The 21,650-nt window shown below is 73.4% G+C and carries 20 protein-coding genes; 6 read left to right on the top strand and 14 right to left on the bottom strand.

The window, feature by feature from the left end:
* Window positions 1-84: 84 nt before the first annotated feature.
* Entirely contained in the window at window positions 85-381 is a 297-nt protein-coding gene (locus AB0B83_RS12015) for a GYD domain-containing protein (RefSeq protein WP_357578174.1), read from the top strand.
* Window positions 382-515: 134 nt separating this feature from the next.
* On the opposite strand, the gene AB0B83_RS12010 is transcribed toward AB0B83_RS12015, so the two are convergent.
* The 3 genes from AB0B83_RS12010 to AB0B83_RS12000 all read right to left on the bottom strand — a co-directional run bounded on the left by AB0B83_RS12010 (window position 516) and on the right by AB0B83_RS12000 (window position 2,731).
* A complete protein-coding gene (locus tag AB0B83_RS12010) occupies window positions 516-1,154 on the bottom strand; it encodes an N-acetylmuramoyl-L-alanine amidase (RefSeq protein ID WP_305069285.1) in 639 nt (212 codons plus the stop codon).
* 173 nt (window positions 1,155-1,327) lie between these two features.
* Entirely contained in the window at window positions 1,328-1,573 is a 246-nt protein-coding gene (locus tag AB0B83_RS12005) for a hypothetical protein (protein WP_357578173.1), read from the bottom strand.
* Window positions 1,574-1,603: 30 nt separating this feature from the next.
* Window positions 1,604-2,731 carry a DUF3103 family protein gene (locus AB0B83_RS12000; RefSeq protein ID WP_357578172.1) on the bottom strand — a complete coding sequence of 376 codons (1,128 nt, stop codon included), beginning with the start codon at window positions 2,729-2,731 and terminating at the stop codon, window positions 1,604-1,606.
* A gap of 789 nt (window positions 2,732-3,520) precedes the next feature.
* Between AB0B83_RS12000 and AB0B83_RS11995 the strand changes: the two genes are divergently transcribed.
* Window positions 3,521-3,841, top strand: coding sequence for a MerR family transcriptional regulator (locus AB0B83_RS11995; protein WP_357578171.1), 321 nt, complete (start codon window positions 3,521-3,523; stop codon window positions 3,839-3,841).
* Between the two features lie 243 nt (window positions 3,842-4,084).
* Entirely contained in the window at window positions 4,085-5,233 is a 1,149-nt protein-coding gene (locus tag AB0B83_RS11990; protein ID WP_357578170.1) for a site-2 protease family protein, read from the top strand.
* On the opposite strand, the gene AB0B83_RS11985 is transcribed toward AB0B83_RS11990, so the two are convergent.
* A complete protein-coding gene (locus tag AB0B83_RS11985; protein WP_357578169.1) occupies window positions 5,230-6,483 on the bottom strand; it encodes an FAD-binding protein in 1,254 nt (417 codons plus the stop codon). The genes AB0B83_RS11990 and AB0B83_RS11985 overlap by 4 nt on opposite strands.
* On the bottom strand, window positions 6,480-6,992 hold the full coding sequence (locus tag AB0B83_RS11980) for a hypothetical protein (RefSeq protein ID WP_357578168.1): 513 nt from the start codon (window positions 6,990-6,992) through the stop codon (window positions 6,480-6,482). Before AB0B83_RS11980 ends, AB0B83_RS11985 begins: the two co-directional genes overlap by 4 nt.
* A 115-nt stretch (window positions 6,993-7,107) precedes the next feature.
* On the opposite strand from AB0B83_RS11980, the gene AB0B83_RS11975 reads away from it, so the two are divergent.
* A complete protein-coding gene (locus AB0B83_RS11975) occupies window positions 7,108-7,311 on the top strand; it encodes a hypothetical protein (protein WP_357578167.1) in 204 nt (67 codons plus the stop codon).
* 96 nt (window positions 7,312-7,407) lie between these two features.
* Here AB0B83_RS11975 and AB0B83_RS11970 read toward each other — a convergent pair whose 3' ends face one another.
* Complete coding sequence (locus AB0B83_RS11970; protein ID WP_357578166.1) at window positions 7,408-8,337, bottom strand: LLM class F420-dependent oxidoreductase; 930 nt, start codon at window positions 8,335-8,337, stop codon at window positions 7,408-7,410.
* Window positions 8,338-8,508: 171 nt separating this feature from the next.
* Between AB0B83_RS11970 and AB0B83_RS11965 the strand changes: the two genes are divergently transcribed.
* On the top strand, window positions 8,509-9,666 hold the full coding sequence (locus AB0B83_RS11965) for an acyl-CoA dehydrogenase family protein (RefSeq protein ID WP_357578165.1): 1,158 nt from the start codon (window positions 8,509-8,511) through the stop codon (window positions 9,664-9,666).
* 93 nt (window positions 9,667-9,759) lie between these two features.
* On the opposite strand, the gene AB0B83_RS11960 is transcribed toward AB0B83_RS11965, so the two are convergent.
* The 6 genes from AB0B83_RS11960 to AB0B83_RS11935 all read right to left on the bottom strand — a co-directional run bounded on the left by AB0B83_RS11960 (window position 9,760) and on the right by AB0B83_RS11935 (window position 17,259).
* Window positions 9,760-10,440 (bottom strand): hypothetical protein, encoded by a 681-nt coding sequence (locus AB0B83_RS11960; RefSeq protein WP_357578164.1) that lies wholly within the window; start codon window positions 10,438-10,440, stop codon window positions 9,760-9,762.
* Window positions 10,441-10,617: 177 nt separating this feature from the next.
* On the bottom strand, window positions 10,618-11,655 hold the full coding sequence (locus AB0B83_RS11955) for a hypothetical protein (protein WP_357578163.1): 1,038 nt from the start codon (window positions 11,653-11,655) through the stop codon (window positions 10,618-10,620).
* Window positions 11,655-11,924, bottom strand: coding sequence for a hypothetical protein (locus tag AB0B83_RS11950; RefSeq protein ID WP_151453705.1), 270 nt, complete (start codon window positions 11,922-11,924; stop codon window positions 11,655-11,657). The genes AB0B83_RS11955 and AB0B83_RS11950 overlap by 1 nt, the downstream gene beginning before the upstream one ends.
* Before the next feature lie 306 nt (window positions 11,925-12,230).
* Window positions 12,231-15,470: a DUF87 domain-containing protein gene (locus tag AB0B83_RS11945; RefSeq protein WP_357578162.1), complete on the bottom strand. Its 3,240-nt coding sequence runs from the start codon at window positions 15,468-15,470 to the stop codon at window positions 12,231-12,233.
* Window positions 15,471-15,481: 11 nt separating this feature from the next.
* A complete protein-coding gene (locus AB0B83_RS11940; protein WP_357578161.1) occupies window positions 15,482-16,177 on the bottom strand; it encodes a hypothetical protein in 696 nt (231 codons plus the stop codon).
* Window positions 16,174-17,259 carry a DUF559 domain-containing protein gene (locus AB0B83_RS11935; RefSeq protein WP_357578160.1) on the bottom strand — a complete coding sequence of 362 codons (1,086 nt, stop codon included), beginning with the start codon at window positions 17,257-17,259 and terminating at the stop codon, window positions 16,174-16,176. The genes AB0B83_RS11940 and AB0B83_RS11935 overlap by 4 nt, the downstream gene beginning before the upstream one ends.
* Window positions 17,260-17,549: 290 nt before the next feature.
* Here AB0B83_RS11935 and AB0B83_RS11930 point away from each other — a divergent pair, with 290 nt between their 5' ends.
* Entirely contained in the window at window positions 17,550-19,721 is a 2,172-nt protein-coding gene (locus AB0B83_RS11930) for a DUF4153 domain-containing protein (RefSeq protein ID WP_357578159.1), read from the top strand.
* A 111-nt stretch (window positions 19,722-19,832) separates the two neighbouring features.
* Here the strand turns inward: AB0B83_RS11930 and AB0B83_RS11925 are convergent, their stop codons facing one another.
* Both AB0B83_RS11925 and AB0B83_RS11920 read right to left on the bottom strand, forming a co-directional pair.
* Window positions 19,833-20,609: a hypothetical protein gene (locus tag AB0B83_RS11925; RefSeq protein WP_357578158.1), complete on the bottom strand. Its 777-nt coding sequence runs from the start codon at window positions 20,607-20,609 to the stop codon at window positions 19,833-19,835.
* Window positions 20,610-20,804: 195 nt separating this feature from the next.
* Window positions 20,805-21,599: a class I SAM-dependent methyltransferase gene (locus tag AB0B83_RS11920; RefSeq protein WP_357578157.1), complete on the bottom strand. Its 795-nt coding sequence runs from the start codon at window positions 21,597-21,599 to the stop codon at window positions 20,805-20,807.
* Window positions 21,600-21,650 lie beyond the last annotated feature (51 nt).

Below are 21,650 nucleotides of genomic sequence, written 5' to 3'. Positions count from 1 at the left end.
CCGGCGCCGACCCTCTGGCCGCTTTCGGCCATTATGCCCCAGAAACTGCCTTACGATGAGATCTCTTCATGGAGGTAGCGGACCATGCCGACGTATGTCGCGTTGCTGAACTGGACCGATCAGGGGATCCAAAACTTCAAGGACACCGCGCAGCGCGCCGAGGCCTTCGCCGCAGCGACACAGAAGCTCGGGGCGAATCTCCAGAACATCTGGTGGACCGCCGGTCCGTGCGACCTCGTGGCCGTCGTCGAGGCGCCCGACGACGAGACCGCCTCCGCGGCGCTCCTGCGGCTCGGCGGGGCGGGCAACGTCCGCACCACGACCATGCGGGCCTACGGTCAGGAGGAGATCAGTCGCATCGTCGCCAAAGCCGCCGGCTGACTCCATCACGGCCATGACCATGGGGCGGCTGCCGACCTGAACGAGCAGCCACCCCCGTACGTACGGCCAGGACCGCGGACGGGCGTCCTCGCCGGACCCGCCGCGGCGTGCAGGCGACTCAGCGACGCAGCACCCTAGAGGCCGAGGTAGGCGGCGATGCCGTTGGCGTGCCCTCGGGCGGTGGCGGTGATGAAGGCGGCGCGCTTGAGCAGGTTCGCATCGGCCACGGTGTCGATGAACAGGTTCTCGGTCAGGACGGCGGGCATCGCGGTCTCGCGCAGCACATGGAAGTTGGCGGTCTTCAGGCCACGGTCGGTAACCGAGCCGACGGTGCGCATGCCCGACAGGACCCGGGAGTGCACCGGACTGTGCAGGGCGCTGGAGGTGCCCGGGTACCGGTAGCTCTCGAAACCCGTACCGCCGCCGGAGTTGATGTGGATGCTGACGAAGATCGTGGCGCCCCACGCGTTGGCGTCGCTCGTGCGGTACGTGAGACTGCGGGTGATGTCCGAGGTGCGGGACATCCGTACGTCGACGCTGTAATTGGCCTTGAGGATGTCGCGGGTCTGAAGCGCGATGCTGAGGGTCAGGGCCTTCTCGGTCAGGCCGTTGCCGACGGCGCCGGGGTCGGTGCCGCCATGCCCGGGGTCGAGGTAGACCTTCGGGACCGCCGCGTGCGCGACGCCGGTCGCCGCCCACGGAGCCACGACGAAACCAGCGGCGGCAGCCAGCAGGGTGCGGCGGCGCGCTGAGGAGTTACTGATCACGAGCACCTCTCCACGGAATCAGGGGTGCCGGGAGGCCGCCGTGGGCCGCCTGTACCCGTACGGGCTGGCACGGCGTCACTGTAATGCATGGAAATATATAAATGGATAGACAGCCCCGCTGCTCGAAGACGTCCAGCGGGGTCGAGCGGATCTGACAGACATTCCTCCGTTACGCCCGTTCAACGGGTACAGCGCGCCCAGTGAGCCGCGCCGGCATGGGCGAGATGGTCACCGCGCCACCCGGGGTAGGGGATGCGGCCCTCCGCCTCGAGCACCTCCCGCAACCCGGCGCGCAGGGCGGCGAAGGCGTCGCCGCTGGTCAGGACGGCGACGGTCTCCGCGTTGCGGTCCCGCACCCACCGCGCGGCGTCCGCACCATCAAGATCTTCCAGCCAGAGGTACGGATCGTCGGTCGCCACGGTCAACCGCGCCACTATGCCCGCAGAGCGGGCCGGTCAGAACTGCGCGACCCAGTACGGGGAGAGGTCCATCCAGCCGTTGGCGCCCGCGCCGTGCTTCCGGCCGCTGCTGGCGGTGCTCAGGGTGTACCAGGCGTCCACGAAGTCCGGGTCGTCGGTGTACCAGGAGGTGGGGATGGCGTCCAGGATCGCGTTGACCACCGGGGTGTACGCGCCACCGTCCACGATCACCAGAAGGGCGCCCGCGATGGCCTTGACCAGGGCCGCGTAGTTGGTGTCCCCGTCGTCCTCCATCATGACCACGTCGGCCAGGTTGTACTTGTACGACGAGAAGTGCACCAGCAGCTGGTTCGGCTGGTAGGTGGTGCCGTCGTGGTCCAGGTACGGCATCTGCACGAGGTCGACCTTGACCTTGCCGTCCAACCCGAACCCGGCCACGAGGTTGTAGATCTCGGCGTCCCCCTTGATCCAGGGCTCCTCGTCGTCGCTCAGCCGGACCGCGTCGACCTTGGTGGCCCAGTAACCGGCCGACGCGGTCACCCCGGAGGCGCGGGTCGCCGGACGCGCCGGAGCCGCCCGGCCGATGCCCCTCTCGCCCAACTCCTGGCGCATCAGCGCCAGCCCCGCGGCGAGCGCCCGCTCGGTGTCCACGTCCACCACGAGCACCGGCCGCTGCGGCACCCGCGTGGCATCCAGCACCACCGTGCCGCCGAAGCGGTCGTAGGCGGTCACGCTCGTCGCCGAGTCGTCGGTCGGGACGGCGGCCACCAGCGGCGCTTCGCCGCGGGCCAGCGCCGCGCGCATGTCCGGGTGGGCCAGCCGCAACCGCAACAGCGAGCCGGTGCCGCCCGGCAGGCCCTTGGCGACCAGCAGCCGCTGGTTGGCGGCGCGGAGTTGGCCGGCGAGCCGGGCGTCGACGCCGGCGGCGAGCAGGTCGACCGGGCCGTTCACGGCGGAGCCGCCCAACCGGGTCAGCTCGGACCGACCGGTGAGGGCCACCTGACGGGCCACGCCGTCGGTGATGGCGAACACCGGGCTGGCGACCGCTGGGGCCGGTGCGGGGTGGTCGGGCCGGGCGTACGCCGGGGTGCCGATCGCCGCGACCAGGGTGGTCGTCGCGATGCCGAGTGACAGGACGGCGCGGCGGAAGGTACGTCGGTTCACATGGACTCCTCTGCGTCTCCCGGCCATCGGCTCATGGCGGCGACCAAGAGATTGACGACGATAACTACATAGGTATACGTCCGCCGGGAGGCCGTCAACGTCCACCAGCGCAGGTCGCCGCCGTCCTCGCCAACGACGACGGTGCCGCCGGGGTGGACGAGGGGGAAACCCGTGATCAGCGGCCGAGAAAATCTGGTCTCGCGAGACTAGACATTCTCGGTGGGGCTGGGTAGCGTTGCCTCCGTTGACGACAGAGATCGGTTAAAGACGCTGACGAGAGCAGGAGCGTCGAAGCAGGGCCCGGAACTTCTCGCGGCTCGCTCGGCAACTGCGGTGGAACCACGTCACCGCACGCAACACGGCAAGTGCAGGACAAGACCTTGACGTAACTCCAGGTCAGGGCAGACCGCAGGCAGGGCCGATGCAAGGTTCGGGGCTCCGCCTGATGCAGCAAGGATCCGCCGCACATGTGCGGGGCCATGAAGTCGCGTGGGGCTCCGGCATCGGCGGGTAGCAACCGTAGGCAATGCAAGAAGAGGAAAGGGAGGGCTGGACGCCGTTGGATCGCCCGCCGTCAGGACGTAGTGCAAGTTCTGAGGTGGACGCCGTAGTCCCATCGAACGTGAGGTGGTCTCCGGTCACGCTTATGCGATCCTCGCACCGCCTGCCGATAGCGGCGCGGTGCGGAAACGAGAACCCGACGAACCTGTCGGTAGATGGTGTACTCAACCCGTAACCCTGGGCCCCGGCGCGTGTTGCGCCGGGGCCCTCGTTCACGAAGAGGAATGTATGGCCCTACCCGACGACATGCTCAACGACGACGACTACCCCGCCTACACCATGGGCCGCGCCGCCGAGATCGTGGGCGCCTCGCAGGATTTCCTGCGCCGCCTCGACGAGGCGAAGCTGATCATCCCGTTCCGCTCCGCCGGCGGACATCGCCGCTACTCCCGCTACCAGCTGCGCCTGGCCGCACGGGCCCGGGAGATGGTCGACCAGGGCACCGCCCTCGAAGCCGCCTGCCGGATCATCATCCTCGAAGACCAGCTGGAAGAAGCCCTCCAGCACAACCGCGACCACCGGTGCCGCCAGCAGGCCGGCGCTACCTGACCCCGCGCCGCACGGTCCTTCTCCACCACGAGAAGGACCGTCTGCCGCACCCCGAAGAACCCGCGGATGTCGCGCCGCCAGGACAGGGACACATGCTGGCGGTGGGCCTCAGCGCTGACCACGCCGAGTTCCGGCGCGGCTACCGGCCAGGACCTCGTCATCGACGGTCCGCCCGTCGCGGCATCGGCCAGCATGGCCTTCCGAACCGGCATGGGCGCGACGATCGCGGGTAGTACCCGAAACATGAGGGCGAGTTTCCGGCTCGGCCGGATCGCGGGCGTGCCGGTCGGGGTCAACTGGAGCGTCCTGGTCATCTTCGCGCTGATCGCCTGGGGGCTGTCGGCCAACCAGTTCCCCCGGGCCTACCCGGACCGGCCGGTCGCCGCGTACGTCCTGGCAGGGCTTGCGGCGGCGGTGGTCTTCTTCCTCGGCCTGCTCGCCCACGAGGTGTCGCACGCGATCGTCGCCAAGCGCAACGGGCTGGAGGTCGGCGGGATCACCCTCTGGCTCTTCGGCGGGGTGGCCGAGCTGCGCGGCGAGGCGCGCGACCCGGGCGCGGAGCTGCGCATCGCCGGCGTCGGCCCGCTGGTGAGCCTGCTCATCGGGCTCTTCTTCGGCGCGATCGCGGTGGTGCTCGCCATGGCCGGCGTGGAGGGGCTGCTGCTGGGCTCGCTGGCCTGGCTGGCCGGCATCAACGTGCTGCTGGCGGTCTTCAACGCGCTGCCGGCCGCCCCGCTGGACGGCGGGCGGCTGCTGCGCGCGGCGGTCTGGAAGGCGACCGGCGACCGGACGAAGGCGTCGGTGGTCGCCGCCCGGGCCGGCTGGGTGCTCGGCGCGGTGCTGATCGGCCTGGGGCTGTGGCAGTTCCTGGCCGGCGTCGGCTTCGGCGGGCTCTGGCTCGCCCTGATCGGCTGGTTCCTCATCGGCGCCGCCGGCATGGAGGAGCGGCAGGCCCGGATGGGCAGCGCGCTGGAGGGCGTCCGGGTAACCGACGTGATGACGCCGCAGCCGCAGACGGCGTCGGGGCAGATGACGGTGGGCGACTTCGTCGACCACTACCTCTTCGCGTACCGGCACACGGCGCTGCCGCTGACCGAGGACGACCGGCCCGTCGGCCTGGTCACCCTCGACCGGGTGCGCGGCATCCCGGCGGACCGCCGGGCCGGCACCACGCTGGCCGAGGTGGCCTGCCGCGCCGACGAGCTGGTGCTCGCCCGGCCGGACGAGCCGCTGAACGAGCTGCTCCCCCGGCTCAGCGAGTGCGCCGACGGCCGTGCGCTGGTGGTGGCCGACGGCCGCCTCGTCGGGATCGTCTCGCCTAGCGACATCAGCCGGGCGGTGCAGCGCGGCAGCCTCCGCGATCAGATGCAGGGCAGCCGGCCCGGTCGCTAGGCGCGGGGAAGGTACGCGTCGAGCAGGTCGGTGCGGAACGTGCCGGCCGGGTCGAGCCGGCTCGCCAGGTCGAGGAAGTCGGCGTACCGGGGCAGGGCCGCGGCGACCGCCGCCGGGGCGAGGCCGAAGACCTTCCCCCAGTGCGGGCGCGGCGCGAACGGCGCGAGCCGCTCCTCCACCGCCGCCACCACCGGCAGCACCGTCGCCGCGTCGGCGGTCCAGGTGAAGTGGATGGCCAGGCTGTCCCGCCCGTGGTTCGGGCTGAGCCACAGCCCGTCGGCGGCCACCGTCCGCAGCTCGCAGACCTGGAGCACCGGCGCGATCAGGTGCGCCACCGGGTCGAGCGCGGCCAGCGCCGCCGACGCCGAGCCGCGCGGCACGTGGTACTCCGACTGCAACTCCGCCCCGCTGCTGGGCGTGAACTCCAGCCGGAAGTGCGGCAGCCGTTCGTGCCACGGGCCCGGCTCGCCGAGCTGCGGGGTGCAGTTCCGCGCGGGCATGCCCGGCACCGGGTGTCGCGGCGCGTCGGCCGCCGTCGTGCCGAGCCAGTCCGCCGGGAGCGGGGCCGCGTCCGCGCGCTGCTTGACCCACACCTCCCGCAGCCGCGGCGACCGCCAGTCGGTGAAGACGCTGACGCTGTACGCCGAGGCGAACGCCGCGTCCAGCGCCGCGCGGGACAGGCCGAGGCGGACGTGCTGGCGGATCTCGAAGGTCGGCACCACGTCCAGGGTGACCCGGGTGACGACGCCCAGCGCGCCCAGCGACACGACCATCCCGGCGAAGGCGTCCCCGTCGGCCCCCCGGTCCACGGTCAGCAGGTCGCCGCCGGCGGTGACCAGTTCCAGCCCGGCGACCGCGCTGGCCAGGTTGCCGATCGTCTCCCCCGAGCCGTGGGTGCCCGTGGCGACCGCCCCGGCGACCGAGATGTGCGGCAGCGAGGCGAGGTTGGCCAGGGCGTACCCGCGCGCGTGCAGCCAGGCCGCGAGGTCCCCGTACCGCATGGCGGCCGGCACGGTGACGGCCCGGCGCTCCGGGTCGAGCGCGACGGTCGCGGGCAGCCCGGCCAGCGAGACCAGGTCGCCGGTGGTGTCGCCGAGGCGGTTGAACGAGTGCCCGGTGCCCACCACCCGGAGGCGGTCGCTGCCCGCCACCAGCCGGCGCAGCTCGTCGAGCGAGGAGGGGCGGTGGTGGCGGCGGGCGGCGTAGCGGACGTTGCCCGCCCAGTTGTGCCGCGGCCCGGCGGTACTCACGGGGTGCGGTGGCGGTCGGCGGCCGGGGCCCCGCCGAGCGCGTCGAGGAAACGGTCACCGGCGTGCCGGGTCAGCGCCGCCGCCACCTCGGCGGGCCTCTCCCGGACCCGGGCCAGGTCCAGCAGCTCCACCGCGGCCCGGCCGTCGACCGGGTGGTGCGCGTCGGTCGGCAGGTCGGCCAGCGCGCCCGGCGCGGGGACCAGCAGCAGTCGCGGCGTCGACGGCAGCCCCTGCCGGGCGGGCGGCCGGGCCAGCGCCAGCGCCGCCACCTCCGCCCACGCGATCGTGCGGCGCAGCCCGGGGCGGCGGACGTTCAGGCCGTCGGCGCCGATGACGAACCGGAACGGGCGCAGCAGGCCGACCAGCACGCTCCCGCCCAGCAGCACGGCGCCGACGGCGACCAGCCGGCGCAGCAGCACGTGCTCCCCCGGCAGCGCCAGCAGCACCCCGCCCCCGATCACGCAGGCCAGGGGCAGCACCAACGCCCCCCGGTTGCGGTGCAGTTCCATGCGTACCCCCGTTCGACACCGTGGTCGTCGGGACGCATCATCCGACGAGCAGGGCGGGACGGAAACCGGTCGATCGGGCACGGTTACCGCGCCCCCGTCGGGGAACCCTACGCCGATGAGCAGCTACCGCGATCCCGCCCCGCGGGGCGACGTGTTCCCCTCCGAGGAGGAGATCGACCCGACCGGCATCGGACCGGTGTCGCCGGCCGGGGCGTACCCGGCGGGCACCACGCCCCGCCCCAAGCCGGCGCCGCCGCCGACGCCCCCGCCGCACCCGGTGCCCCATCCGGGCCCGGCGCCCAAGGTGGGCCACGCCTGACGGCCGGCACGACGGGACCGCCGCCCCGCGCGCGACTTCCCGCCGTCGTCGGGACAGGGGGTCGACGCGGTGCTGGGGCGGCGGTTGCCCGCCGGTTCAGAGCTGGGGCTTCACCTCGGCGGCGACCAGCTCCAGGTGGTCGAGGTCGGCCAGGTCGAGCACCTGGAGGTAGAGCCGCTCGCTGCCGATCTCGGCGTACCGGCCGATCTTGTCGACCACCTCGGCGGGGGTGCCCGCGAGGCCGTTCTCGCGCAGCTCGTCCGGCTCCCGGCCGATCGCGGCGGCCCGCCGGGCCACCTCGGCGTCGTCCCGCCCGCAGCAGAGCACCAGGGCGTTGGACCAGCGCAGCTCGCCCGGGTCGCGGCCGGTCTCGGCGCAGGCGGCCCGGACCCGGTCGAACTGGGCGGCGGAGTCCTCGATCGAGGCGAACGGCAGGTTGAACTCGTCGGCGTAGCGGGCGGCCAGGCGGGGCGTGCGCTTCGGGCCCATGCCGCCGAGCAGGATCGGCGGGCGTGGGTCCTGCACCGGCTTCGGCAGGGCGGGCGAGTCGCTGACCGGGTAGTACGTGCCGGCGAAGTCGAAGGTCGCGCCGGGCGGCGTCGCCCAGAGCCCCGTGACGACCGCGAGCTGCTCCTCCAGCCGGTCGAAGCGTTCCCCCAGTGACGGGAAGGGAATCCCGTACGCGGTGTGCTCCTCGGCGTACCAGCCGGTGCCGATGCCCAGCTCGACCCGGCCGCCGCTCATCTGGTCGACCTGCGCCACGGTGATGGCCAGCGGGCCGGGCAGCCGGAAGGTGGCGGCGGTCATCAGCGTGCCCAGCCGGATCCGCCGGGTGTCCCGGGCCAGGCCGGCGAGGGTGGTCCACGCGTCCGTCGGGCCGGGGTCACCGCTCACCGCGCCCATCTTCAGGTAGTGGTCGGAACGGAAGAAGGCGCCGTAGCCGGCCTCCTCCGCGCAGCGGGCCACGGCGAGCAGGTCGTCGTACGTCGCGCCCTGCTGGGGTTCGGTGAAGATCCGCAGTTCCATGCTTCGAGCATAGGGAGCGGGCCGGGCCGGCGTGCCGTTCCGGCCCTTCCCCGGGCGGCGGCGGGCGGATGCCCACCGCGCGAAGTGGCGGGCATCCGATAGCGGCGAGCCTGGCTCCGGGTCGTCCGCCGGTCCAGAGTGGAGGCCGAGCGTCGAGGCGAGGAGGAACCCATGGAGGACCAGCACTCCGACGGGCTGACGGGGGCGGTGGAGGCGCTGCTCCCGGAGGTGTCCCGCCGGGCCGGGGAGATCGAGGCGGCCCGGGGGCTGCCCGCCGATCTGCTCGACTCGCTGCGGGCGGCCGGCTGCTTCCGGATGTTCGTCCCCCGCAGCCACGGCGGGTACGAGGCGGACCTGCACACCGGGCTGCGGGTGCTGGAGTCGCTGGCCCGGGCCGACGGTTCGACCGGGTGGACGGTGATGATCGGCGCCGAGACGCCGCACCTGGTGGCGATGCTCTCCCGCGACCGGTTCGACAAGTTCTACGCCGACGGGCCGGACGTGGTCGTCGGGGGTGGGTTCGCCCCGCAGGGGCGCGCCGAGCCGGTCGACGGCGGCTTCCGGGTCACCGGCCGGTGGGCGTTCGCGAGCGGCGCCCGGCACGCCGACTGGATCTTCGGCAACTGCGTGCTGGCCGGGGACGCCGGGCCGGCGGGGGGACCGCCGGCGATGCGCTCCATGCTCTTCCCGGCCTCCCGGGTCACCGTGCACGACACCTGGCACGTGCTCGGCCTGCGCGGCACCGGCAGCCACGACATCGAGGTGGCGGACGCCTTCTGCCCCACGGAGGAGAGCTTCGACCTGTTCACCGGCGTGCCCTGCGTACCGGGGCCGGGCTTCGTGGCGCCGCTGGTCCACTTCGTCCTGCACCTCGGCGCGGTGGCCGTCGGCATCGCGCAGGGCGCGCTGGACGACATGGTCGCGCTGCTCGAGGGCGGCCGGCAGCGGCTCTACGCCCGGCAGTCGCTCGCCGACTCGCCGGCCTTCCGCCTCCAGCTCGGCCGCGCCGACCTGGACGTACGGGCCGCGCGGGCGCTGCTGCGGGACCTGGCCGACGAGCTCTGGGCGGCCTGCGCCACCGACCCGGCGGCGATCCCCGCGCTGCACCCACGGATCTCCGCCGCGCTGCCCTGGGTGACGGAACGGGCAGCCGCCGCGGTCGACACCTGCTACCGGGCGGCCGGCGGCGGGGCGGCCCGGGACTCGTCGCCGTTGCAGCGCCGGTTCCGCGACATCCACACGTTCAGCCAGCACGCGGCGGCGGCCGAGGGCTGGCTCGCCAACAACGGCGCGCGGGTGCTCGGCCGGCCGGTGGAGCTGGCCTACTGACCCCAGGGTGAAGCGGCGCGCGGGCGCCCTACCCGGGCGGGTGTCCCGGCTTCCGACCGGAGCCGGGGCACCCGCCTGCCGTCCATCGACGGATCAGCAGCGCTGCCGCTGCCCCGTGTAGTGCACGCCGACCTTGCCCACCACGGTCAGGTCGGTCAGGGCGGTGTTCGCACCGCGGGACACGTAGCACGAGTAGCGGTGCTGGTTGATCACTTCGAGGTGGATGTGGACCCCGCTGTCACCGTTGACCTGATAGCAGCTGGACCAGCGGAAACGGCCCGTCTCGCCGAGCTTGGTCCACGGACCGACCGAGGCGCCCACGACGATGCCGCCGGGCTTGTTGTTCACGTGCATCACGTCCGCCCGGCCGAGGATCTGCCCGGTCGTGGTGTCCCGGGCCTCGAGCCCGATGCGGTAGCCGCCGTCGGCGAGATTGCGGGTCGCGCAGCCGGCCTGGACGGTGACCACCTTGACGGCGACCGGGTGCCCGGAAGCGGTCTTGGTGCCGAACGGCGAGACGATCGTGGCACCCGGGCTGCGGTAGATGTCGACGGCCCAGTCGTTGGGGTAGCCCCAGTGGCCGAAGACGATGTGGTGCGAGGTCGGCCCGGAGAGACCGAACCGATCCCAGGTGGACGAACCCTGGATCGGCGGATAGACGTTTACCGTGTCCGCTTCCGGATGCGCCTGTGCGACGCCGGCCGGGGCGACCACGGCGCCGACCGCGAACACGAGGGCGGCCACCGCAGGGGCGAGACGACGACTGAACTTCACATGATCTCCATGGCTGTCCTGGCGCAGCGGGCTCGGTGGACATCGCACCGGGAGGCGCACGAGCGGGCCTGCGCACGATCCGGCGGATCTTATACCACCATCGATGGACCTCATGATCGACGTCTATGTTTCCGCCGCCGGGCTCCCCGGGCTCCTGGCGGAGCTCCGGCCGGCCGCTCAGACGTACGGCCGGGTGGCGTACGCCGCCTTCAGCGCGGCCAGCCCCGTCGACTTCGGCGACAGGGTGCCCCAACCCGAGTTGAAGTAGTTGGTCCGCACGATCCGGGGTCCCCGCTCGGCGTTGAGCTGGGCGATGGCGGCCGGGACGGTGGCGATCCAGCCCGCCTGGTCCGGCACCTCCGCCACCCGTACGCCCCACTCGGCGATGATCACCGGGCGGGAGAGGGCGACCGGGCCGAGGTCGGCCACCGCCCAGTCCTTCGCCCGGCGGAACCGGGCCAGCGCCGTGTGGGTGGGGCTGGTGGCGTAGGCGTTCCACTGGAGGAAGTCGAGCCTGGCCATCAGCGCCTCCGGGTGGGTGCGCTGGAAGCAGGCCCGGTCGAAGCCGCCCACCCCGACCGAGAACGTCGTGCCGGCGGGCAGTTGGCGGGCCTTGAACCAGTTCACGATGTACGTCATCGCCTGCACCGCGCGGGCGTCCGACTGCGCCCACGGGTAGGTGACGCCGGACTCGGTGGTGCCGAACTCGTGGTCGGTGTCCAGCTCGGAGGCGAGCTGGATGTTCACCCCGAAGCCCATGGTCCGGTACTGGGACAGGGCGCGGGCGAAGAGCCCGTCGCAGTGCCCGGCCAGGACCTGGCTGTAGCCGTACGCCCGGGGCCAGGTCGTGCCCGGGCGCTGCTGGATGGTCATCGCGGGCGCCGGGACGGTGTAGGTCACGCCGTCCACGGTGAAGGTCTGCGGCCCGGCGTTGGGCGCGCCGTAGTGCTTCAGCTCCAGCACCATGTTCATCTGCACCCCGGCCCTGCCGAGCGTGACGAACCACGGCCGTTGGTAGCCGGGGAAGATGTAACCGTCGGCGAAGCTGCGGTACTGGGTCAGCGAGCGGAAGTTGCCGCCGGCCATGTCGGCCGTCGGGTCGGCGCCGCCGGAGAGGTAGTAGCCGCCCAGCACCGGCGGCGCGATCGTGTAGTCGGCGGTCGCGGTGGCGGTACGCCCGCCGTTGTCGCGCACCGTGACGGTGACCCGGGGCATCACGCCACCGCCCGGTAGACGGCGACGGACCCGTTGTCCGACGCCCTGGTCCAGGTGCGGCCGGAGTCGTCGGTGACGGTGAGGGTGAGCGGGTCGATAACGGCGGTGACCTTGACCGGCGCGCTGCTGTTGCCCTGTGCGTCGGTCACCACGATCGTGACGGTCACCGGCTTGGTGTCGGCGTCGCCGTAGGTGACCGTCAGGATCATCTGGTCGCCGGGTGAGTAGGTGGAGGCGTTCAGGGAGGCGGTGGCGGTGGGAGCGGCCATTGCCGGCTCCTCTCGTGCTCAGTGACCGGACCGACCGGCTCGTGAGCAGGGCCGGTTCCGGTGGGCAGGATGGGACGGGCGACGCCCGGGCACCCGGGACGTGACTGCCGGATCGCGACCTCGCGCTGCGTGGGCGGACGGCGCTGCGCTACGCCGTGGCCGTCGCGGGGTCGGAGTTCGGTGATGGCGGTGTCGGCGGGGACGATGCTGTCCCCGCCGGGCCCGAGGAATGGGTTGTGGCCCGCCATCCTCACGCCTCTGACCTGCTACAACAGTGCGCCGGAAAGGCGATCGGCGTCCTGTCCGCTATCGGACGGCCGGCACGTCCGGCAGGTGACTGCGCTCCGGCCGGAATTGTGCCGAAGCTGCCCTGGCGACGACCTCCTCCGGACTGAGCGGCGCCTTCGGGTGGTGGGACAGGCAGATCGGCGTGTCCACCTTGACGAACGCGAAGCCCTCCCCGGCCACGTAGAACTGGCCGCTCTGCATGAGGCCGATGTCGGGCAGCCGCCCGCCCTTGGCCTCCGCCAACTGACGGGCCGCGTCGATCTGCGCGGGAGCGTTGAGCAGCCCGAAGAACTGCGTGGTGGCGTTGCCGGAGATCTGGTTGTGCAGCCCCTTCGGCGCCTGGGTGGCGAAGACCAACCCGAGCCCGTACTTGCGGGCCTGAGAGGCGAGGGCGATCGTGCTGGCCGTGCAGGCCGTCTGCCCGGACGACGGGGCGAGAGTCTGCGCCTCGTCCATCACGAAGAGCCCGCCCAGCGGTCGCTCGCCCGCCGGGTGCCGCTTGATCCAGGCGAACAGGGCCATCTGGAGCTGATTGACGAAGCCCTGCCGTTCCTGGTCCGACGTGAGCCCCACAAAGCTGATCACCGAGATGCGTGCGCGACGACCCGGCGAGGGGGTGAGCAGCAGGCCCGGATCGGCCGGGGCGCCGACGCCGCCGAACAACGGATCGGTGACCATGGCGGCCTTCAGAGTCTCGGCCAGATCCTGGGCCAGCTTGTCCGCCCGGCTCAGCCGGCTCACCCCGTCGGGCAGTTCGGCGAGGAACTCGGTGAAGCCGGGCAGGCCCACCATTCCGCTCCTCGCGTACGCCTGGAGGGCCTCGGTCAGCACGGCCTTGCCCTGCTGGGCCACCTTCGTCGGCCGGTCCACACCGGCGCGCGGGGCGAGGGCCTCCACCGCCGACCGGATCGCCTGGTCGAATTCGTCCGGCGAGTCGCGCACGGGGGTGAAGTCCGGCAGCGGCTGGAAGCTCAGCGGTCGACCGGCGTTGACCCGGGGCGTCCAGACCACCACCTCGGTGTGTTCGAGGTGCTCGCGGGCCCGCTCGGCGTCACCGGGGCCCCATCCGGCCGGCGGCTGCGGCCAGGGATCGCCCAGGCGGGCGAGGTCGTTGTTGGGATCGAGCACGATCGCGGAGACGCCCTCCCGTGCGCACTCCTCGACCAGTCGCCGGATCAGCACGGTCTTGCCGGAGCCCGAGCCGGCGAAGATCACCGTGTGACGGCGCAGCGACTCCAGGTCCACCGCGAACGGCCGTGCCCCGTCGGTGGTCCGCCCCAACAGGATCGAATTTCCGTCGACGGTGGCCCTCCCGCCGTCGACCCGCGCGTCGTCCTCGCCGCCCACCTCGGCCGTCGGCCCGACTGACCGGGCGACCGGTCCGGCCTCCGCATTGGCCGTCCCGGCAAGGTCGCCGAGGATCGTGGCGAACAGCTGCGTGGAGCCGGCCGGCCGGCGCGCGACCAGCCACTCCTGGAGAACCTGGGCCGGTTCGCCGCTCAGCGCACGAAGCGCGGCGAACACCCGCAGGTCCGCCTCCGGGACGCCGCAGCGGACGCCGCCGGCCGCGTCGAAGGCCGCCAACACCTCGGCCGTACGCTTCCCGGTCGGCCACGGGCCGTTGCGCAACAGCACCAGCCGCCGCTGCGGCAGCGCACGGTCGAGGCCCGCCATGGTGCAGGCCGCCTTCACCCTGGCGGTCGCCGCGATCGCGTTCGGATGGGAGATCCCACGGAAGCACCAGTGCGCCTCGTTCTCGGTGGCCTCGTCCAGCACCTCGATCAGCCGCCCGTGCAGCGCCGGTTTGCGGCCCGGCAGCGGGTCGTACCTGTAGCTGGCGCCGGTCGGGGACCGCTCGGCGATCCAGGCCGCCAGACCGGCGGCGAGGAGCGCCGGCATGTGCTCGTCCTCGGTCCGCGGATCGAGCGCACCCGCCACGTCCGCCCCCGCCACCAGCTCGGCGAAGCGGGCGTCGAGCTGCCGCAGGCGCACGTCGTCACCGGTGTCCGTGTCGCGGCACGACTTCGGGCCGACGGCGGCACTCCCGTCCGGCGGCTCGGACCCGCCGACGACGTGGTTGCCGACCTCGATGAGACGGTCGAGTTCGGTCACCTCGCCCCGGTCCCGGCACCAGGCGACGTGTCGATCCACCCGGCGCAGCAGCGCCCGGGGCGTCAACGCCGGGGCGTCGACGAACGCCTCGGGGCTGATCGGCCAGGTCGGGTACGGCGGGGCGAAACGCGGCCCGGCGAAGGCGGCGGTGAACCGCTTCGCGACGATGGCCCGGCCGATCTCGGGGGTGGGAATCCGGTCGGGGAGGATCGCCTGCCGGAACCGGTCGCCGACCGGAGTGGGCGCACTCCTGGTCAACAGCTCCCAGGTGTCCGGCAGGCACGACACCACGATCAGCGTCCGGCGGGTGACGTCACGCAGCTTCAGCAGGCCGTCGGCGATGGGCCCGATGACCTTCGCCTGGGCGTCCTCCAGCCCGGCGTACTGGTCGAACATGGCGGTGCTGGTCTGGGCGAAGAGCGTGTCGAGCTGGTCGACGGCTATCACCGTCGGGTCGAGCGTCAGCGCCATCAGCCGCGAGACGTCCTGGACGATCTGCTGCGGGGTACGGATCGCCGGGGTCAGCCCCCACGCCGCGCGACCGTCCGGGTCACCCGGCTCGGAGATCAGATGGGCGTAGCCGACGTCCTGTGCCTCGAAGTCCAGCGCGCCGTGCAGGACGAGTGCCCGGGCGGTGTCCTGGCAGTCCCGGCCGATCTCGCGATGGCGCGTCCGCAGAGCCCGCACGAAGGTGTCCAGGTGCTCCCGGGTGACCGGCTTCGTCCCGGCGATCGCGTCGCGTACCTCCGCCGGGATGCCGAGCTGGGCGGTGAGCCGACGCAGGAACGTGCGTAGCTGGGTGCCCCAGCCGATCGCGTCCCGTCCCATGCCTTCGACCAGGGCCAGCGCCACGCTCTCCCAGAACGTCTTCCCGCTGACCATGTCGACCAGGAAGAAGTAGCCGCCCTCACGCTGGATCCGATCCCGCACCGCCCCGAGCAGGTGGGTCTTGCCTGCGCCGGCCCGCCCCTGCATGGCCACGCCGAGGGGCACCGTGGTGTCGTCGGTACGGGCCCTGCCCACGCCGCGCAGGATCTCCGCGACCACCTTCTCGTGCAGCTCCGGCACGTCGTGCGGGCTGGGCCGCCACACGTCGTCGGGAGTGACCGCAGGGTTGAGACTGACCGCCTCGAGCGCGGCCCTCACGTCCTCGGGGATCATGCCGAGCCGATCGCCAGGGTGTGGTTCTCCTCGTCCCCGATGCGCACCGCGGCCGCCCGGTCGCGCGCGGTCAGCGATTTGGTGTTGGCGACCGGGATGATCCGGACGCCGTCCCGCTGGACCATCGCGCGTAACGTCGCGTCGACGGTGGCGCGGTCCTGCCTGCCGAGGCGTTCGCGCAGGTCGGCGAGCCCCACCCAGGCTCCCGGCTCCCGGGCCAGCTCGTGATAGGCGGCGCGGATCAGGGCCTCCACGGCGTCCGGCCCGGTGGCCGCCGGCGCTGGCGCGACGCCGGGAGGCGTCGGGCCGGCCGCCGGGCCTGAGGTGGCCGACGGCGGCGTGAAGAAGTCGGCGTGGCTGAGCCCCAACCGGCTCAGCGAGCGGTGCAGGTTGGCCAGCAGGGTGAACAGCGAACGGGTGGCTGAGCCACTACGTGCGGGCGGGGCGCCGGCGTGCAGCTGCCGCACCACCCGCCACCCCTCGTCGGTCAGCTCGTGGGAGAAGGGCCGGTGGGACCGGTCGGTCTCGACCAGGCCGAGCTTGACGAGTTTGGCGTTGTCGGGGCCGGTGAGGCTGAACCCGGCCAACTCCTTCAGCTCGTTGTTGGTCAGTACGCGGGCCTCGACCATGAGCACCACAAGCGCGTTGATCTGGTTGGGCGTCAGGTGGGGAAGGTCCGCCGTGCTCGTCATGGTGCCTCTTCTTCGTGTGGGTGCGCGCCGGCCAGGCGACGACGGGTCAGCAGTTGCCGGATCATGCCGACCACAGCCTGGACGTCGGACAGCACCTGCTCGTTGGTGAACCGGAGCACGTCCAGCCCGAGGAGTTGCAGCCGCACGTCACGCCGCCGGTCGTTGGCGAATCTGATTCGGCCCCGATGTTCCGGGCCGTCCACCTCGACCGCAAGTCCCTCGGCCGGCCAGAAGAGGTCCAAGCGGTAGGTCTCGCCGAGCAGGTGCCAGTCGTACGTGTGGTTCCAGCGCCTCCCCCGGGCCCACTCGTGTGGCGTCAGTGCCAGCTCCAGTGCCTGCTCGGCGGCGCTGTCGCCGCGCGGGACACCGGACAGCGGCGGAAACGTCAGTGCCGGAGGAGGCTCGCGCACGGTGTCGGGAACCCGACCCGCCTGCACCGCCAACTCGGTCAGGCTCGACGGCAGCGAAACCTGAACCGACCGGATCCGGTCGACCGTCCGCAGTTCTCGCCCGGCCAGCCAGACGGTGAGGCGGCCGTGCCGCACCAGCCATTCGGCGACGGCGACCAACGCGCGCTCGGTCTCCGTGGGCAGCTCGTCGGTCAGGCCGACCAGCAGGACGCACCCGTCACGGTCGTACGCGGAGGCCATGACCCGGGCCAGGCCGGCAGCCCGTACCTCTGCCGGAAAGCGCGGCCGGTGCTGCCGGTCCTCCCCGCGCAGCGCGCGCTCGGCGAGGTCGGCCAGGAACGGGCCGAAGTGCTCGGAGTGCGCGGCGGCCCGCATGGCAAGGGACCGCACCGCAGCGACGCCCAGCGTGCCGCAACCGTCGAGCCGTTCGGCACCGGGCAACCAGCGGGGGAACAGCGTGAGTGCTGCCCCGTCCAACTCGTCGAGGACGGCGGCGAGCAGGTCGGTGAAGCCCCGTCGGGCCGGTACCTGGTACCGAACGACGACCGGGGCGGCGGCCGGTGCCGGATCGAGTCCCACATGGAGCAACTCGGCGTCGATGCCGGGCAGGTGGCTGACCTGCCGCGGAGGAAGGGCCTCCCACCACTCGCCGGGAGGTACGCCACTGGCCACGGCCGAGCACGTTACCGAGGATCGATCGGGCGCGCCGCCCGCCCGATCCGCTTGCCCGTGCCTGCACCGCTGTGACCGGGTACGGCCGTCCGGCTGCGGCTGTCTAGCCCTTCTGTCGGTGTCGGGGGCGGCGGCGGGCCTGGAGTCGGCCGTACAGTGTGCCGACCGTTCTAACGAGGAGGGGTTCCTTGACCCAGCCACCACCGGTGTCGGGCCCCCCGGGGTCCGGCGAGGCGCCCGGCAGCACCGCCGGTGACGACCCCGGAGAGGCGAGGCCGCAGCTGCTCGTCATGCCGTCCATCGAGGGCGCGCCGCCCCCGATGGTGTGGCCCGGGGCGGAGGGCGCACCCGCCTGGGCGATCCCCGTCAGCATCCCGCCCGGGACGCGCGGTTACGCGGTGTTCATCCCGCTGGTGCCTGCCACCGCCGCCGCGGCTCCGGTCGCTGCGGGCCCGCCGGCCCCGGCCTCGGTCGTCCCCGCCCCCAGGCCGGCCGAGGCGACCGCCGCGCCGGCCCCGACGGCCGCCGTCGGGCCGGAGGAGAGCATCCCGGCGCGGACCGCCGCGGTGACGGCGGCGGACGCCGCGGCACCGGCTGCCGCGCCGTCACCGGACGCCGTCAGCGCGCCGCCGGGCGGCACCGACGCGGCACCGACCGCCTCCGGCCCCGCTACGCCCACCACGAACGGGCCCGCCGAGGCGGCGCCCGCCACGAAGGGACCCGCCGCCGAAGCGGCGCCTAGCACCGAAACGGCGTCCAGCACCGGGACGCCCGCGACCGCCGCGCCGGCCACCGCTGGAGCACCGGCCGCCGCGCCGGTGGGCACCGGCGCATCCGCTGCCCGCCCGCCGGCGACCACCGTCCAGCAACCCGCCGCCGCGCCGCTGCCGGCGCCGTACCGGATCGGGGTGCCGGCCGGCGCGCCGGCGCCGTACCGCGGCTACCAGCCGGTCCCGCGCCCGCCGTCGTTCCTCGACACGCGCTGGCCGGGGCCGGCGCCCGCCCAGGACCGGGCCGTACCGCTCGCGGTCCTCGCCGGAGCGCTGGGCCTGGCGTTCTTCGTACCGCTCACCCGCACCGGCATCGGCTGGTTCCTCGGCTGGCTCGCCCTGACCGTCGCGGTGGTGTTCGCGGTCCGGCGGACGGGCGCGGAACTGCCGCGCGCCGACCGGCGGATCCGCGCCAGCTGGGCGGTGGCGGCCCTGGCGCTGCTGTCGGTCCTGGCCTTCCGTAACGCCTGGTGGCTGGTGACGTTCTGCGTGCTCGGCGCGCTCTGCTGCGCGACCCTCGCGATCGTGGGCGGCCGGCTCGTCCGCTCCATCCTGTTCAGCCTCGTGGCCGCCCCCTTCGCGGCGTTGCGAGGGCTGCCGTGGGTGCGTGGGCACCTGCACGCCCCGGCGAACCCGCACCTGGCCCGCCGGGTCGTCGGGTCGGCCGCGGCCACCGTGGTCGCGCTGATCGTCTTCGGCACGCTCCTGTCCTCGGCCGACGGCGCCTTCTCCGTGATGCTCGGCGAGCTGGTTCCCGAGGTCAACGGCGGCGCGACGTTCCGCTGGATCCTCCTCGCCGCCGTGGGCGGGCTCTGCGCCGTCGCCGCCGTCTACACGCTGGCCGCGCCGCCCGACCTGTCGACGATGGACCGGCCCGGCACGCGCCGCTTCGGCCTCGTGGAGTGGGCGCCGGTCATCAGCGCCCTGACGCTGCTCTTCGCCGGCTTCGTGGCGGTGCAGTTCACCGTCCTGTTCGGCGGCCAGCGACACGTGTTGCGCACCGCCGGCCTCAGCTACGCCGAGTACGCGCGCAGCGGGTTCTGGCAGCTCGTCGTCGTCACCATGCTGACGCTGGCGGTGCTCGGCGGGGTGGCCCGCTGGGCGCGACGGGACCGGGCCGTCGAGCGCCACCTGCTGCGGGTCCTGCTGGGCCTGCTCAGCGTGCTCAGCTTCGTCATCGTGGGGTCGGCACTGTCCCGGATGTACACGTACCAGAAGGCGTACAGCTTCACCGGCGAGCGGCTCTTCGTGATGGCGTTCGAGCTGCTGCTCGGCACCGTGTTCCTGATGATCCTGGTGGCCGGGCTCCGCTGGCGCGGCGCCTGGATCCCCGGCACGACGGTGGCGCTCGCCGTGGTGATGCTGCTGGGCCTGGCCGTGCTCAACCCGGAGGACTACGCCGCCCGCCGCAACATCGCCCGGTACGAGCAGACGGGGAAGATCGACGCCTGGTACCTGCGGGCGCTCTCGGCCGACGCGACGCCGGCCCTGGCGGGCCTGCCCGATCCGGTGCGCCGCTGCACGCTGAGCTGGGTCGCCAAGGATCTCGACGAGTCGGACCCCTGGTACGCCTGGAACCTGGGCCGGATCCGGGCGCGCGCGGCGCTCGACCGGGCCGGGCCGAGCGCGGTCGGCGGTCCACGCGACTGCCGGGCCGCCGACCAGTTCGACCTGCCGAAGCGCCGCCGCTGACGGACCCGCCGTCCCCGGGTCGGTTCGGGGACGGCGGGACTGCCGGGTCGGTTCGGGACGGCGGGACTGCCGGGTCGGCGGGCCGGGTGCGTCCGCCGGGTGCCGGTCGGGTCACCAGGGCTCGGGGATGCCCACCGCGAGGCAGCGCTGGGTGCCGGGGACCGGCTGGTAGCAGGCGGACGCCGCCAGGTTGTTGGTCAGGTCGGAGCGGGAGAAGGACGTGCTGCCGCCGTTGACGCAGGTGCCGCCGCTGGTGGACACACCGCCGGTGACCTTGGCCGTGGCGCAGCCGACCGTGGCGGCGGTCTTCTCCACCGTGTTCAGCGAGGAGCGCTGGTCCGCGTACTGGTGGGCGCCGTAGCCGGTCAGCCGCACGCCGGGACGGGTGACCGTGTACTGGAACGCCGCCGACGTGTAGTACGACCAGCTGGCGCCCGTACCCACGGTGCGCAGCTCCGGATCGGCGGACGAACCGGGAACGAACATGGCGAAGCCCTTGTCGTGGGTGCTCGTGCCCGCGACCATCCGGTAGACGATCACCAGCAGCCCCTGGCTGTAGCTGCCGGTGGAGTAGGTCAGGTAGCTGCCACTGCCGCAGGTGGTCCGGTCGGCGACGTAGCCGACGCCGTTGGCGTAGAGCATCACCCTGGCGCAGCGGCCGTCGTCGGCGGTGTCCTCGATCGTGCCGACCGTGGTGCTGGTGCCGGAGTTGTCGGTGGCGTAGCCGGTCAGCCGGACGCCGGGCAGCGTGCCGGCGTACTGGTAGGCGGTGGGATGGTAGTAGCTCCACGAGGCCGACCAGCCGCTGCCGGAGGGCAACGCGAGCGCCGGCGAGGCGGGCAGCAGTGCGGCGACCAGCGCGGCGGCCAAGGCCGCGAACAGCGTCATCCGGGTCGACCGCCATCGGAAACGGGCCTTCATCGGTCCTCCGATCTCCACGACGGGCGGGACACCCGGCGTCACGGATCAGGTTGACCGAGGACGTCGGCGGCGGGTACCGCTGGGTCTCGAAGCGGACAGCCGGACGGCCTCACCCGGCTGCGCGCCGCCGACCGCGAAGGCCCGGCGGGCGCCTGTGGGCGGTCAGGCCGGCGCCGCGCCCCGGACGGCCCAGGCCCGGGCCGTGAGCCGGATCGAGCCGTCCGGCGCCACGGGCAGGCGGGCCGCGAGCAGGTCGCGCAGGCGGGCGCGCTGCGGCGCCGTCAGGGAGGCGACGTACGAGGGGGCGGGGCCCTGCCCGCCCAGGAACGGCGTCCAGTAGTCGTCGACGTCCGCGAACACCATGGGCACGTCGACGGGCCGGAGCGCCACCGCCGTCAGGCCCGCGTCGGTCCACAGCCCGCGCAGGGAGTCCGGGTCGCACACCGCGAACCGGCGGCCCTCGTCCCGCTCGGCCACGGCCGGGTCGAGCAGGGCGGCGGCGTCCCAGAAGTGACGCAGCAGCGCCATGCCGCCGGCGTAGTCCCAGACGTAGGCGGCGGCCACCCCGCCGGGGCGGACGACCCGGGCGAACTCGGCGACGGCGCGCGCCGGCTCGGGCACGAAGTTGACCGCGAGGCCGCTGACGACGACGTCGACGCAGCGGTCGGGCAGCGGCAGCGCCCGGGCGTCGCCGACCTGGAAGGCCGCCCGTTCGTCGCGGACGGCCGCGCGGGCGTACGCGACGAAGCCCGGCGAGCTGTCGACGCCCGAGACGTGCCTCGGGTCCCCCAGTGCCAGCACGGTCGACGTGAGCGCGCCCGTGCCGCAGCCCACGTCCAGCCAGCGGCGGCCCGGTGGCACGGCCAGCCAACGCAGGAACTCCTCCGCGACGGGCCGGCTCCACCGGCCCACGTACGCCTCGTAGGCCCTGCCGTCGGCCCAGACCGGGTGCGTCATGCGGAGACGATACGACGCCCCGGCGTGCCGGGCCGACCGCAGGCCAGGGCC

Origin of the sequence: Micromonospora sp. NPDC049060, from assembly GCF_040649055.1 — a bacterium.
Classification (GTDB): Bacteria; Actinomycetota; Actinomycetes; order Mycobacteriales; family Micromonosporaceae; genus Micromonospora; species Micromonospora reichwaldensis.
This window is presented reverse-complemented; position numbering and strand designations above follow the sequence as displayed.

What these genes read in the sequence shown, in the direction of transcription:
- AB0B83_RS11920 (WP_357578157.1), bottom strand. Translation starts at nt 21,599, where the DNA reads ATGACGCACCCGGTCTGGGCCGACGGCAGGGCCTACGAGGCGTACGTG.
- AB0B83_RS11965 (WP_357578165.1), top strand. Translation starts at nt 8,509, where the DNA reads ATGGAGGACCAGCACTCCGACGGGCTGACGGGGGCGGTGGAGGCGCTG.
- AB0B83_RS11980 (WP_357578168.1), bottom strand. Translation starts at nt 6,992, where the DNA reads ATGGAACTGCACCGCAACCGGGGGGCGTTGGTGCTGCCCCTGGCCTGC.
- AB0B83_RS11940 (WP_357578161.1), bottom strand. Translation starts at nt 16,177, where the DNA reads ATGACGAGCACGGCGGACCTTCCCCACCTGACGCCCAACCAGATCAAC.
- AB0B83_RS11995 (WP_357578171.1), top strand. Translation starts at nt 3,521, where the DNA reads ATGGCCCTACCCGACGACATGCTCAACGACGACGACTACCCCGCCTAC.
- AB0B83_RS11970 (WP_357578166.1), bottom strand. Translation starts at nt 8,337, where the DNA reads ATGGAACTGCGGATCTTCACCGAACCCCAGCAGGGCGCGACGTACGAC.
- AB0B83_RS11930 (WP_357578159.1), top strand. Translation starts at nt 17,550, where the DNA reads ATGCCGTCCATCGAGGGCGCGCCGCCCCCGATGGTGTGGCCCGGGGCG.
- AB0B83_RS11925 (WP_357578158.1), bottom strand. Translation starts at nt 20,609, where the DNA reads ATGACGCTGTTCGCGGCCTTGGCCGCCGCGCTGGTCGCCGCACTGCTG.
- AB0B83_RS11975 (WP_357578167.1), top strand. Translation starts at nt 7,108, where the DNA reads ATGAGCAGCTACCGCGATCCCGCCCCGCGGGGCGACGTGTTCCCCTCC.
- AB0B83_RS12015 (WP_357578174.1), top strand. Translation starts at nt 85, where the DNA reads ATGCCGACGTATGTCGCGTTGCTGAACTGGACCGATCAGGGGATCCAA.
- AB0B83_RS11955 (WP_357578163.1), bottom strand. Translation starts at nt 11,655, where the DNA reads ATGCCCCGGGTCACCGTCACGGTGCGCGACAACGGCGGGCGTACCGCC.
- AB0B83_RS11990 (WP_357578170.1), top strand. Translation starts at nt 4,085, where the DNA reads ATGAGGGCGAGTTTCCGGCTCGGCCGGATCGCGGGCGTGCCGGTCGGG.
- AB0B83_RS11950 (WP_151453705.1), bottom strand. Translation starts at nt 11,924, where the DNA reads ATGGCCGCTCCCACCGCCACCGCCTCCCTGAACGCCTCCACCTACTCA.